At 42.9% G+C, this 13,547-nt stretch carries 9 protein-coding genes; 3 read left to right on the top strand and 6 right to left on the bottom strand.

The genetic code is table 11. The features are described from left to right. Positions 1-26: 26 nt before the first annotated feature. The gene (locus BW976_RS19340) at positions 27-2,504 is read left to right on the top strand and encodes a TonB-dependent receptor (RefSeq protein ID WP_076375502.1); all 2,478 of its coding nucleotides are present in this window, start codon (positions 27-29) and stop codon (positions 2,502-2,504) included. Between the two features lie 134 nt (positions 2,505-2,638). Here the strand turns inward: BW976_RS19340 and BW976_RS19335 are convergent, their stop codons facing one another. The 3 genes from BW976_RS19335 to BW976_RS19325 form a co-directional block, all read right to left on the bottom strand. Further along, positions 2,639-4,735: a tetratricopeptide repeat-containing sensor histidine kinase gene (locus tag BW976_RS19335; protein WP_076375500.1), complete on the bottom strand. Its 2,097-nt coding sequence runs from the start codon at positions 4,733-4,735 to the stop codon at positions 2,639-2,641. Positions 4,736-4,981: 246 nt separating this feature from the next. Further along, positions 4,982-7,270: a glycosyl hydrolase family 95 catalytic domain-containing protein gene (locus tag BW976_RS19330; RefSeq protein WP_076375498.1), complete on the bottom strand. Its 2,289-nt coding sequence runs from the start codon at positions 7,268-7,270 to the stop codon at positions 4,982-4,984. Between the two features lie 85 nt (positions 7,271-7,355). Beyond that, positions 7,356-8,084, bottom strand: a complete 729-nt coding sequence (locus tag BW976_RS19325; RefSeq protein WP_076375736.1) for a M17 family peptidase N-terminal domain-containing protein — start codon at positions 8,082-8,084, stop codon at positions 7,356-7,358. A gap of 115 nt (positions 8,085-8,199) precedes the next feature. Here BW976_RS19325 and BW976_RS19320 point away from each other — a divergent pair, with 115 nt between their 5' ends. Further along, positions 8,200-8,826, top strand: a complete 627-nt coding sequence (locus tag BW976_RS19320; protein WP_076375496.1) for a LysE family translocator — start codon at positions 8,200-8,202, stop codon at positions 8,824-8,826. Between the two features lie 556 nt (positions 8,827-9,382). After that, the gene (locus tag BW976_RS19315; RefSeq protein WP_076375494.1) at positions 9,383-10,936 is read left to right on the top strand and encodes an alginate lyase family protein; all 1,554 of its coding nucleotides are present in this window, start codon (positions 9,383-9,385) and stop codon (positions 10,934-10,936) included. A 366-nt stretch (positions 10,937-11,302) separates the two neighbouring features. Here the strand turns inward: BW976_RS19315 and BW976_RS19310 are convergent, their stop codons facing one another. From BW976_RS19310 to BW976_RS19300, 3 genes are read right to left on the bottom strand one after another with little or no spacing between them, the layout of a single operon-like run. After that, the gene (locus BW976_RS19310; RefSeq protein WP_076375492.1) at positions 11,303-11,941 is read right to left on the bottom strand and encodes a DUF4291 domain-containing protein; all 639 of its coding nucleotides are present in this window, start codon (positions 11,939-11,941) and stop codon (positions 11,303-11,305) included. Continuing rightward, positions 11,938-12,420: a hypothetical protein gene (locus BW976_RS19305; protein ID WP_076375490.1), complete on the bottom strand. Its 483-nt coding sequence runs from the start codon at positions 12,418-12,420 to the stop codon at positions 11,938-11,940. The genes BW976_RS19310 and BW976_RS19305 overlap by 4 nt, the downstream gene beginning before the upstream one ends. Positions 12,421-12,460: 40 nt before the next feature. Beyond that, complete coding sequence (locus BW976_RS19300) at positions 12,461-13,498, bottom strand: DUF6807 domain-containing protein (RefSeq protein WP_076375734.1); 1,038 nt, start codon at positions 13,496-13,498, stop codon at positions 12,461-12,463. Between the last annotated feature and the right edge of the window lie 49 nt (positions 13,499-13,547).

The raw sequence follows: 13,547 nt of genomic DNA, 5'->3' as shown, positions 1-13,547 counted from the left end.
TTCCATTTATTAAAAAATCCATACAGATGAAACTGTTTAAGTTAAAATTAGTAATAACCCTACTCATGCTTTCGGGCATGAGCAACAATCTATATGCTCAAAATAATGGAAAGATAACCGGTCATGTAAAAGACGCCCAAAGCCACGATGCTATATCATTTGCCACAGTGGCATTAACAAACCCTACTACTAAAGCTAATATTCAGGCAACGCAAACAGATGTCAACGGCAATTTTACGATGACAAATTTACCATCCGCTACCTTTACCCTCCAGTTAACTTATTTGGGTTATAACGCAGTTGTTAAAGAAAATATCATCATCAGATCGTCGGCTGATGTTATAAACCTGGGCGAAATTCAAATGAGCCCATCGCCCAATAAAGTATTGAATGAGGTAACCATCACGGCCAAGAAACCAACCCTGCAAAACAAAGACGGGAAAAAAGTTTTCGCAGTAAATCAGAGCCTGGTAAGCCAGGGCGGTACCGCTGCCGATTTGTTACAGAACGTGCCCACACTTCAAATTGATGTAAATGGAAATGTGAGCTTGCGGGGTTCAACCGGGGTAAAAGTATTGATCGACGGCAAACCGTCGCTCATTGCAGGCGGAGATGTTACACAAATCCTCCAGTCTATCCCTGCCAGTTCCATTGAAAATGTGGAGGTGATTGCCAATCCATCGGCTAAATATGATGCCGAAGGTCAGGGTATTATCAACATTATTTTAAAGAAGAACAGTAAAGCAGGCTTTAATGGTTCAGTGACAGCAGCCGCAGGTACTCGTAATAATTATAATGGCAGCGGAGCATTAAGTTATCAAACAGGCAAAGTAAACCTTTATGGAAATTACAGCTTGCGCGATGGGGATACCTATAGCAACGGTTTCCAGTATCTCACCTTTCTACAGCCAACCGATGCAACCATTTATTCCAATGAAACATTTCCTTCTACTACTCATAACAGAATACAAAATGTAAAAGCGGGCATTGATTATTCATTAGCGCCCAAGAGCATATTGAGTATTTCGGGCATTCTCAATTTACGTAATACCCATCGGGATGAGTTGTTAGAAATAAATAACCTGGATGCCAGCAGCTTGCCCATACAATCAAGTCAGCAAAACAATACCACTAATAGTAACGGGAAAAGCTATGAGCTGGATTTGGATTACAGCCAACACTTTAAAAAACCAAAAGAGGAGCTAACCTTCAATTTCTCTTATTCTCACGGTACTTCCCGGAATTTTCAGGTTTATCAAAACCATTCAACTACCGTGAGCGAGCGAGGACCGATACGTCCGGACCCAGATCCCTTGGAAAGCGATATATGGAACAATGGTAATAATTACAATATACAGGCCGATTATATATTACCCACGGGCAAAACCGGACAGATATCTGCTGGTTATCGCAGCCAGATCAGTTTGGGCAACAATAACCAGTATGCGTATGATTTAAACCATGGAACCCCCACCCCAATTTATACTTACACCAATCTGTTCAACAGCGATAAGCAGATCCATGCCGTTTATTTAAACTACCAAAACCAGATCAGGAACTTTAACTATGAAATAGGCCTAAGAGCCGAGGATGCTCACTTAAACGCAACCTATACAGGGTATGACACCAACAACTCATTATATCGTACACCCATAAAAGTGCCAAGCAAGGGTTTGTATCCCAGTGTATTTTTAACGCAGAAACTGAAAGACGATCAGCAGCTGCAATTTAGCTTTACCAACCGCGTAACCCGGCCTACTCCAAGAGAGCTAAATCCATCTACGGATTTTTCTGACCCCACAAATTATGAAACCGGCAACCCGAATTTGGTACCGGAAAGCATTAACTCGCTGGAGCTGGGATACAACAAAAACTGGAAAAATATTTCATTTACGTCAAGCCTTTACTATAGCCGGCTTAATAATGTCATTAAACATATTGAGAGCGCACCGGTTAACGGGACTATCATCACAACAGCTCAAAATCTAAAACACTCTAATACCACAGGATTGGAGTTGATAGGGCACTTTGATTTGATCAAAGCCTGGGATTTTACCGCCAACGCCAACATTTTTGAGCGCCAGAACGATGCTGCCCCTCAATTTGGGATAGCGGCAAACAGCGGTTTAAGCTGGAACGCGAATATTACCAATAATATAGCTATCGTAAAAAGCCTGGCCATACAGATCCGGGCAGATTACCGCGCTGCTGATTTTATTATTCAGGATAGGAACCGCCCTGCATTTGGCCTTGATGCGGGTGCCAAATATGATTTTCCGGGCAACCAGGCCTCTTTAAGTTTCAATAGCGTTGATATTTTCAATACCCGTAAATGGGCGTTCTTAAGAAGCAGCGATGCTTTACTTCTGGATTTTCAGCGCCGTACATTGGGTTCAAGAGCTACTTTAAGTTTTACTTATCATTTTGGCAAAAGCACGGGCGTTCACAAACCAGCTAAGAAAAAAGAAGATAATCCGGATAAGCGAATTGATGATGCTTCTTAGATATTAAAAAAATTATGTTTTCGGTCAATACTACAATTCTTCACTCGTTCTTTAGATCAGTTAGTAGAAATTAGGCATTATGAAGAAAATGCCTAATTTATTAGCTCATATTGCTGCACAACCCACGGGCTGCTTCAATTATTTAGCGGTAATTCTACATAAAAAAACGTCCCGTTGTTTTGTTTGCTTTCAAACCAGATATGCCCGCCATGCGCTTCTACGATCTGTTTGGAAATGGCCAGCCCCATACCAAAAGGCTGTTCTCCGGCCGTTCCGGGTCTTTTAGCTTCGGTGAACATATCAAATATTTTATCGCGCATTTCTATAGGTATACCTATGCCATGATCTTCAATAGTTATCAACACACTATCCTCCTTACCGATCATCAGTACACTGACCACAGCACCGCTGGGGCTGAACTTAATGGCATTGGCTATCAGGTTACTGATCACCCGCCACATTTTTTCCCGGTTAACGCTAATAGTAAGATGATCAGCAGTTAGTAGTATCTGTTGTCCCTTTGCTTCGGCCTTAAAATGTAATAGTTCTACACAATAATGCAGTAGCGTAAACATATCAACAGGCTCCATTTTAAGCTCCTCGAGCCGGGTATGAATCTGCAAAAGGTCATCTATCAGGTTCAACGAATTTTTCCCGGAAGTTTTGATCAGCTCCAACATGGTACGATCATCCCCGGGTCCGTGTTTGTTATCCAGCATCATCGTAGCAACGGTCATCATGGCGCCTACCGGATTACGCAGATCATGTGCCACCATTTTCATCATACGGGTATTTTCCTCCTGGCTTTGCTCCAATGCCGTAAGGGTTTTTTGCATCTGCGTATTGTATTCGCTGATCTTTTGGTTCAGTTTAGTGAGCTCATTAACGCTATTTCGATAACGTTTCAGGTTATACCATACTAGTAGTAAAATAATGATCGTCATTACCGCAAAAACAATGATAGCAACCAGATAAGTGGTTTTTAACTGATCGTTTTTGCTTAATAAGGTTAGCCTGTATTGCTGTTCAATGTTCTTAAACCCCTGATCTATATCAGCGATCTTTAGGCCCTTACTAACCTCATCAAGCGAATCGCGCATGCTATCATATTGCTGAACGTACTGGTATGCCTGTACAACCTGATGGGTTTTATCGTAATAGTTCCATTTTAATTTCTTCCATTTTAAGCGATTATCTGCATTACTCTGGCTTTTTCCGCGCCCGGCAAGCAGATCATGTTCAATTTGCCCCAATAGGGAGTCAGCTGCTATAAACCGGGAAGACTGAATGTATAGGCCGGCCAGTTTAAGCTGTGCCGTTTGCGCGTCTTCTATGGCATATCCCGGTCGGTTGTTAATATGAATGCTTTCCTGCAAGTACTTTCCCGCTTCCGTATAATTATTCATCAAAGCATAAGCGCCCCCTAAATTGCCGTACACAACGGCTCTGGCCATCTCTGCAAATTGTTTTTTTTCCGGAAAACGACCCGCATTACGGTCAATAAAGGCTAAAGCGCGTTTATAGTAATAAACAGCACTATCAGGGACACCCGCCTGTTCAAAACACAGCGCAATGGTGTTGAGATGTGATTGCGGATAAATAAATAAATTACTAAAGCCAGCATCAGCCTTACAATGGCTGTTTTCGGCAAAAGCCTGCTTAAAATATGGAATAGCTCTCAAATAGTTACCCTGTTTATACCTCACCATCCCTAATTGATAAGTGATCTGGCAATAGCTACAGCTATCCAGGTTTTTTTGAGCAAAGAGCTTACCATCATAATAACATTTAAAGGCTTCGGCGTATTTTTTTTCAACCATTAAAACATCGCCTTTGGCAAATATAGCGCCGGCATATTCCTTTTTGTATTGCGACTCCTTACCTTTCAATATCGACAACATGCTATCGGCATATAATTTTTCTTTAACCAGGTTCTTGTCGTAGTATAGGTAATAATTAGCCTTCTGGTTATATTTTTTCCACAGATCGGCAATACCCGGATTTGGGAAAACCCGGTATGCCGAATCGAGATAAATAACAGAACGTTCCTGTTGACCGGTATTGAGCAATGTGTTTACCTTGTCTATAATGGAATCGGCAAGTGCAGGATGATTACTATTTTTTGTGGATACCTGTTTACAGGCAGATAAAAACAGAACACAGGTTAACAGGAGGCATAAACAGCCCCATTTTATTGAGTTAGCTGGATATAAGCATAAAGGCAAAGGCATAAGCTAAACATTTGATAGCATTTATAAAAGGTATACGGACACGGGTTTAGTAAAGTTAAAATTTGTCTTTTATAAACAATCAAGTTACTCAATTGCTTTTGCCGAAAAAAATCAAAGTAAATTATTAGATAAAAGGGGTATCTATCTGTAACTAATTTTATAAGAAGGCCACCTCGAAGAGCAGCTTTCCTGATGTTACCTTCTATATTGTACAATGCCAAAGTACTTTATTTTCATCAGGTTTTTTTATTCATATCCATTTTTTAAAATGAGTACCGCACCGGGTTGAAAGTCAAGATCAATAAGGCCATCTTTAATGGCTCCTATTTCAACATCCTTTTGGCTTTGGGCAAACCAGGTTTTGAAAGGAAGTTTCAATTTAGTTTTACCTCCTTTTTCTGATACAATTTTCACTTCATCAATTTGCCCGCCTTCCTTTTTTATACTGACCAGGAAAGCTCCCTCAGCCCTTAAGTTTTCAAACGAGAGGTTTTTCCAGGCAGCCGGTACAGCGGGTGTTATCTCTATAAAACCAGCATAACTCTGCAACAGCATTTCCTGTAACCCCGAAGCAAACGCGAAATTACCCTCCAACGTAAAAGGGCGATATTGAAATTTGGAATAGCCCGATTTGGTTTGATCGCCGTTTAAGTGAAAACTGTTGATAGAGCAAAATGCCTTAGCAAAAATGGTTAGATCTTTAGCCGCGCCCTGACCGTCTTTTGCCCGGGCTTTCATATTGGCCAACCAGGAATAAGAATAACCACACCAATAAGCAGGACCTACGCTATCCAGCAAATGGATGGAGTTTTTGATAACCGATTGCGCCTTTTCCCCATCTTCCCACTTCAACAAGCCTAACGGATAAATGCAAAGCATATTGGAAAAATGCCTGTGCGACTGGTTGTAAGCCATAGAAGGAGCAAACATCAATTCATTGGCTGGTGTCATCGCAAAATCATCAAACTCATCATATATCTTTTGCCAGTGTGCCGCTTCAGTTTTTTGATCTAATTCTGTAGCCAACTCTGCCGCAGCTTTGAATGTAAATTTCATCAAAGCCAGGTCGTAATTGGTATTTTGATGGAACCAGGCCGTGATATCGTTATCATTGATCTCCGGGCTTGAACTAATAGGCAATTTACGATGACCTTTACTATCCAAACTTGTCAGGCTCTCAATAAATGTGGCAGTTGCTTTTATCCATGGATAGGCCCGGTTACGCAAAAAGTTTTTATCCATACTGTAGCGCCATTGCAAATAGTAATGCTGCCCCAGCCATGAAGATACCGTTGGCGAAAGTGAATACTGTACCCACCCTCCCATTTCTGTACCATTCATCGTTGTAACGCCTGGTACAGCCAAGCCGCTCTTACCAAAATACATTTTTGTATATCGCTCGTAATTAGCTTTATTGGCATCCAGGTGGTTCAGGTAGGCCATACCCTCATCCAGGTGATTGGCGCTATAACTTGGCCAATAGCTTAACTGGGTATTCAAATCGTGGTGAAAGTCGCCTTTCCAGGGTGGCAGGCGACCGTTATCTGCCGTCCATACGGCTTGCAGCGAAATGGGTGGCGCACCCTGCCTTGATGCGGAGCCAAATTTATATTGTTCCAGGTACCATTGTTTCTCCAATAGCGCATCCGGTATATGAATAGCTGATTTGCCCCAGAAATTATCCCACCAATTTTCATGCGAATCGAAATCGGCCTGAAGGCCCCGTTTCAACGCGTTCGCGGCTACTCCAGTTGCGGTAGGATTGATTTTTTTAGCAGGATACTGTGATGATATCGACCAAACCCCTTCTATAGTGCTTGCATTTACTTTATGCCAGCTTACATTGATCTGGTAAGTAAAACCACCCCAGCCCTTTTGTTTGTAGGTAATGCTATTGCCTTGCTGACTGATTGTTCCGGCTGGATAGCCCAACCGCGACAGATCATCCCCACCGACCGGATCGCCAGATATCTTTACTTCACCCTGGTATTTTGGGGCTATCAATTTAGGTTCAAAACCGGTTTTAATATTTTCAAACCTGAACCAGCCTACCGGTGCTGTAGCGTGTACAAAGGTTTTCAGTACAATACCGTTTGCCCACTTAACCGTACATAAGGCATTAGGCAGATGCAGATTGACTGACTTTACTTTGCCCCAGTCTTGAGTATCAAATTCCAATGCCCCACCGGGAATTTTGGAAGGCGCAGGTTCATGGTCATAAGGCTCATCCAGATACTTTTGCACGGGTACATAATCTTTTTTATTTACCTGGTTAATTACCCATTGATAGCTAAACTCCTTACGGTGCAGCCCCTTCATTGGGCGCTGATCCCAAAGATCGGCCCTGTCCAAAGAGAAGCGTAAATGATCCGCCCGCTGCCATATCAACGCTCCTAACATGCCGTTACCCAACGGAACAGCCTCATCCCAGCGCCTGGCCAGGGTATCAAATTGCAGATCATGATTTACTTCGTTTTGTGCAGATACGCTGTTATAAAATAAAATACAGGCGATGATCAGGATTATTTTTTTCATTGATATGATAGTTACAAACCATTTACATGGCCGTTAGGTACTAGCAATTTTGTGGTAATAGCTTTGTTTTTGGATGGCAAGGTAATTAATTACTCAGGGTTTTGATATATGCCGATACTGCCTTTGCTGTAATTGTATAAAATGCAGGACCTGCCAGCAGCGTTATTTTTGTTACCGGGGCAAGGTTACTATAATTTTTCTGTTTAAGAAAGAGTTCTGTTTGGTAGGCTTCTACAGCCCCTTTAATAACATTGGTGGCAATGAGTCCGGTTGGCGAATCTAAGCCACCATCCTTAAGATCGCTGGCGTGTGCATAGCTGCTTACACCCAAACGCAGGGCTTCTCTCATACCTGTACTGCCAACGCTGATCATCAGATCGGGTTTAAAATCGGCCTTATTACCTAACCCGATCAGCAATAGCTTTTTTGCAGGGATAGTGCCGGAAGGCGGATTTAGTAGTAAAGTTTCTAAAGCGTGCCCCTTAAATTTTCCACTTTTACGCAGTTCAGTGATCAAACCGTTTAGCTGGTGGTCTATGTGTACCAGGCCGTTTAATGCTGGCGGCAAGGCAGGCGGCGATTTATAAATATCCCCTTCTTCATATTCAAATACACACACAATTTGTAAGGGTGTTTCTTCGGCAGAAGGGCTTTGAACGGTTGCTGCTATGGTTATACCGTTAACCTGTCCTAAAGCAGCAGTTGTGCCAACAGTTGGTAAAGTATCTTTAACTAGTTTGGTCTCCTGGGCACTCAAGTGTGCGCCGAATAGCACCATGATCAACAGCGAGGTAATAAATAAGGTATTTTTCATAGGGATGCCCGTTAAAGGGGCCGACATAAAGTTAAAACTTATCTATTAAATTATTACCCCATTCGGCAGGGCTTATCACCATTTGGCTATTCTGGATAATCCCTATCTTTGAAATATGGGTATCATTAACTACGCTACTTTTATTATCGCCTCTTTTTTGTTTATTATTTCACCGGGGATAGACACGGTATTTATTTTGAACAAATCCATCGCACAGGGTCGAAAATCCGGTATATACGCCACGCTGGGCATTACCACTGGTGTATTGGTACATACCACTTTGGCCGCGTTTGGCTTATCGCTCATCCTGGCGCAATCTGCCATGGCTTTCAGTATCATCAAGTATGCTGGAGCCGCCTATCTGATCGGCATGGGTATCACCAAATTATTCACCGGTGGAAACATGATCAAACAGGATGGACAAACACCATTGGTTTCCACCCGGAAAACCTATGTTTCTGCGGTGTTTACCAATGTGCTCAACCCCAAAGTGGCTATTTTCTTCCTGGCTTTTTTTCCGCAATTCATACAACCCGCCTATATTCACAATGCCAGGCCTTTTATTTTCCTGGGAATAACCTATGCCGTTATGGGTTTGCTATGGCTCCTGGTACTAACTTTTTTCGCGGGTTCATTTTCTGTCAAACTCAAAAACAGCCCGCTGATAGGCACCTGGCTCAATAAATTTTCGGCTATAGCTTTTGTGCTGATGGGGATCAAAATTGCTTTTACCAAGAGATAATTCCATCACTATTATCTTAGGTCGACCTTCATAAACACAGCAAAAAGTGGGTTTACATGGTTTACACTTTTCGATGTAAACCATAACTCAAATAACTGTTAATCAATATGTTATATTTATTTTGACATAAAAAGTGTAAACCCACTTTTTACATCACACAGCATCGTGTTTATATACACAATAATATGCCATAACGAAAACGTTGTCGTAAATAAATACCTGAAAATAAGCTTTTTATAAAAGCTAATAAATAAATTTGAGTTAACCACTAATTAACCTATACTTTATAAACCCAATTCTTTTCGCTACGACCTTCGGGAGGCTTGTTGTTATTTCTGCACCCTTTGTAAACCAATTCATAACATAAACCAATTTTAAAATGATGAGAAACCCCGCTTTAACATCCGGCTGATCATATTGCTGTTTTGCAGCTATATCTATACAAAAGGCAAGGCATTTCGGAATGCCGTTGCTACACTTTTGATAAAGTGTTGATCATAGATATACAGATCGAAGAATTAACTAAATCAAACCTATAAACCAAATTTCTTGAGCTATGAAAAAGAAAATCTCCTATTGGCTGGCTTTTGCCTGCCTGTTTGCCTTGTGCGCGTTTTTGTGCCAGTGTAAAAAATCTGCAGTTAAGGGCAGCGCATCAGATGCTGCCTCACAAACTACTCCCCGTGCTGTAACTACTTTTATCCATCCCGGGGTAATTAACACCCAGGCCAATCTTGACCTGATTGCCTCCCAGGTAAACAGTGGCGATGCTACCCGCACAGCTGCTTATCAAAAAGTACTTGATTTTATCAGCAACAATGCTTTGCCAACCCAATTTTATGCTACGGTTTATGTTGGATCAAACGGACACACCAGTCCGTCAAAAAGCCAGATCAGGAAGGATGCCGAGCTGGCTTACGCGCTGGCCCTGCGTTTTGCCAAAACAGCCGATATTACCTACGCCAATCAATGTATCGCGATACTGAACGGCTGGTCATATACCTTCCAGAACTACGCCCCTATTGATGCCTCTGACAACCCTAATCAACCTGCCCTGGAAGCCTCCTGGACTACACCCAGCTTTGTAGCAGCAGCCGAAATTATCAGGTATTACAAACCAAACGGCGTATCTGCTAATTGGTCGACCACCGATATCAACAAGTTTAACGACTACCTGAACAATGTAAAGAACAACTATATAAACAACGTACCTGCTTATAATAATAACTGGAACGTATCTGCCGGTTATGCTAAAATGGCCATCGGGGTTTTCCTGAACAGTGCCAGTGTTTTCCAGGCAGGTGAAGACGCGATCAATGCCGTTTTACCCCAGGTAATACAAAGCGGTGGTACTATGCCCGAGCTTTGTGACCGTCAGGATTGCGTGCATTATCAATATTCGCTAACCGGCCTTACCTATGCTGCCGAAATTGCGAATATGCAGGGCGATGGTTCGCTTTACACCGCACTTTCGAGCCGCATCAGCTCCGGGTACGATTTTGAACGCAGCGCCTATAACCAAAGCACCGGCTGTAATTATTGCTCCACCTCGAGCCCTATTTTTCCAGGTGTGGAGGTGGCTTATTATCATTATGGTACCGCCAATATGCTATCACTGCGTAATCAACAGGCCCCGCTGGGTGTACCTAATGATAATACCTTTTTAGGCTTTACCTCCTATACTCACTTTAATCTGGGTGGCAGCACTACGCCACCAACGGGTTCCAATCCACCAATAGGATCGGTAATATCCCTTAAAGGTTTTAACAATGCTTATGTTAGCGGCGAAAACGGTACCCAGGCCATGACCTGCACCCGTACCACTGCCGGCGATACCGAGCACTTTACTGTGATTGATGCCGGCGGCGGTAAAATATCTTTACGCAGCAAGGCCAAATTTGTATCCTCAGAAAACGGCACCATGGCCACTACCTGTAATCGCGCCACCGCCGGCGACTGGGAAAAGTTCGACTGGATAACGACCTCTGATGGCAAAGTAACCCTGCGCGGCAACAATGGTTTATTCATCAGCAGTGAGAATGGCACCCAGGCCATGACCTGCAACCGGGCTACAGCCTCGGGATGGGAATCCTTCACAGTAGGAAACTAGTATATAAATATTAATAACAAAGCCCCTGACTCGTAAGTTGGGGCTTTGTACAAAACTTTTTAAAGTTTTATTTTAACATTTTTCTGGTCGGAAAGCAGCCAAAACCAGATCGAAAACTGTCCAAAATTCAGTCAAAACCATCGATTTAACACTTTTCAGCAAATTCCGGACACGATTTTCATGATTTAAAAAGATTGATAGGATTGATATTTAAACAAGAACATACCAAATGGTCGGTTTTTCCTTGCCTTTTTCCCTTCACAAAACAGCCAGGCTACCTTTTTACAAGGTAGCCTGGCTGTTGTTATATAAAGGTACGAAAAGCTCATAGGTAGATCAAATACTTTCCCAATCTCATCACCTACATTACTCTACCCCAACTTTTTCCCTTAGCTGCTTGCTTCCTGGATCAAAAACCGTTTCGACAGGGGTGGCTAAACGGCTGATATGGCCATTATCTAAGAGCAGTTTTTGTTCTTTCAGAAATTCGGTAACGTCTTCAATAAGCTTGATCTGTTTTTTGCCAAAATCAGCCAAAGTATCGCCTTTTAACCCGATCTGTATAGCCCGGCGTTGTAGTTTATTTCCGTATGGGTCATGATCCGGATCCCATTGCAGCCTGACATCCTTTGTGGCCAGGTCACTTTTCCATTGTTCATGGCTTTCGTGGTATAGGGGGGTAAATGATGATAAAACTGCCTGCTCAAGGATGTTTTCGAAATCAGACTTCTGTATCCAAAGTGCCAGCACCCGCTCCTGGTTTTCCTTTTCGGCCCAGCCACAACGGTACATCATCCACAGAAAACCAGGCTTTATCCACGACATTCGGTTATAGCTAAAATCGGGACCGCCCAGGAACTGGTTTTTCACCGCGAAATCGGCAATATTGTGTTTGTACGCCTGATAAACCACCACCAGGTCATCTGCCTGGTGAGCCAGTATCCTTTGCCCGGCATCAGGGAGTCTTTTCAAGCTATCCTGGTATAACTCTGTAACTATTTTCATATAAACCAGGGCTCTGTTTGGGGCGAAAAATATTCGGCCAGCCCGTCGAAGTCACCGCACGCAGAGCATCTTTTAATATATTTAAGAGCCTCCTGGGCCGGGTCGGTCGTTTGCGTCGCCAGAAAATTGATGGTTTCATTTACTCCGCCAAACATAACCAGTTGGATATCCAAACCACAGTGCGTATCAAAGTCGATGCTCTTTGCTTCCCATATCTTCAGACAGTCTTCAATCTGGCCATGTAAGCCTAAAATATAACAGGCCAGCATCAGATCTTCTGCGGGCATATTGTTACGAGGTTGTTTCCTTATGCCGATAAAGGTATCCAGCAGGTTTAGCGCAAACGCTCTATCCTGTTTCTGTCTGAAATAATTTAATAACCTTGTTCTTAAATCCTGATCGGTATTGATATGATTGACCGTTTCTTCACCAATACAATTGGTTTGATGAAAATCGTATAAAATTGTGTCTATATTCATTAACTATAATATACACAAAATTTTACGATTTTACAATACCCTACTTCTTCCCAAAGCTACCAGCCAGTTCATTCAATTTTGCCACACTGATAGTCTGCGCACCATTACTGATCACGATGCGATATCGAAAAGTTACCGATTCACCCTTTTTAAGGGTCAGGTTCTTTTCTGATTTGCCGTTGGTAAAGATCTTTTCACCCAGTGGGTTGGCAGCGAACAGTCCGTAGCCGCGCGCATGCCAGAAGGTAGGATAATTAGGATTTTGCGGATGATCAATAATGGCAATGCTTACTGAGTCGGCACCCATTTTGCCGTAAACTTTGCACCAAACGCCCCGGGTGCTCCAGGCATCGTTACCGGTTTTGCCCGCGCTGGTAAGGTAGGTTCCGTTGGCAATGTGATCCTTCCCGCCTTTTACAACCGTTACGTTTCCCTTATCGTCGGTATATTTTTGATCGGCCGTATCGGGAATTTGCAGTTCATGCGTAAAACGTAAGCCCAGCAAACCATCTTTGGCATCTTTAAAAACAGCATCTATATCAGCTTTCAGGGTGGTATACCGGTCGATAATACGCTGGTAGGCATCGCCACTAAATTCAAAGCGGGTGGTTTCTTCCAGGATCACCTCTTTTTGTTGATTGGTCCAGTTGGCGTGATAGACCAGTACGCCCGTGCTGCCACTTTTGGTTTCCAGGATGCGGTCGGTACGGATCCAGCCGTAAGCGTGTTTTTTACTTTGGGGGATAGCGTAGGAATTGTTCCAGAAATCGAGCCCATTGAGATTTTCGAAATTAAACCAGATACCGATGTGATGCGGATGATCTACCGGATCGCCGGCACGCGGCGCCAGCGGGAATCCACGGGTTACCAGAGTGCCACCTGCGGTATACAAGGGATATAACACTGGTTTCTCTAATGTATCAGGAAACAGGAAACTGGTGAAAGGTTTACCACCGATGGAAATATCTATTTTATCCTTTGCTGTTTTAACAATCTTTACCGGCTCGGCCTTTTGGGCCTGAGCTAATGATGATAACGACGTAAGGATGGCGATGCTTAAAGTTTTAAAGATTCTCATATTACTGTATATTGATGTTGCCGGCCAATGTATCGGGCTCCCCTCTTGA

Origin of the sequence: Mucilaginibacter lappiensis (genome assembly GCF_900155965.1) — a bacterium.
Taxonomy (GTDB): Bacteria; Bacteroidota; Bacteroidia; order Sphingobacteriales; family Sphingobacteriaceae; genus Mucilaginibacter; species Mucilaginibacter lappiensis.
The sequence above is the reverse complement of the archived record's forward strand: the minus strand, read 5'-3'. Positions and strand labels throughout refer to the sequence as shown.

Excerpts from the sequence above, each read along its gene's own strand:
- BW976_RS19340 (WP_076375502.1), top strand. The coding sequence starts at position 27 with ATGAAACTGTTTAAGTTAAAATTAGTAATAACCCTACTCATGCTTTCG.
- BW976_RS19335 (WP_076375500.1), bottom strand. The coding sequence starts at position 4,735 with ATGCCTTTGCCTTTATGCTTATATCCAGCTAACTCAATAAAATGGGGC.
- BW976_RS19330 (WP_076375498.1), bottom strand. The coding sequence starts at position 7,270 with ATGAAAAAAATAATCCTGATCATCGCCTGTATTTTATTTTATAACAGC.
- BW976_RS19325 (WP_076375736.1), bottom strand. The coding sequence starts at position 8,084 with ATGAAAAATACCTTATTTATTACCTCGCTGTTGATCATGGTGCTATTC.
- BW976_RS19320 (WP_076375496.1), top strand. The coding sequence starts at position 8,200 with ATGGGTATCATTAACTACGCTACTTTTATTATCGCCTCTTTTTTGTTT.
- BW976_RS19315 (WP_076375494.1), top strand. The coding sequence starts at position 9,383 with ATGAAAAAGAAAATCTCCTATTGGCTGGCTTTTGCCTGCCTGTTTGCC.
- BW976_RS19310 (WP_076375492.1), bottom strand. The coding sequence starts at position 11,941 with ATGAAAATAGTTACAGAGTTATACCAGGATAGCTTGAAAAGACTCCCT.
- BW976_RS19305 (WP_076375490.1), bottom strand. The coding sequence starts at position 12,420 with ATGAATATAGACACAATTTTATACGATTTTCATCAAACCAATTGTATT.
- BW976_RS19300 (WP_076375734.1), bottom strand. The coding sequence starts at position 13,498 with ATGAGAATCTTTAAAACTTTAAGCATCGCCATCCTTACGTCGTTATCA.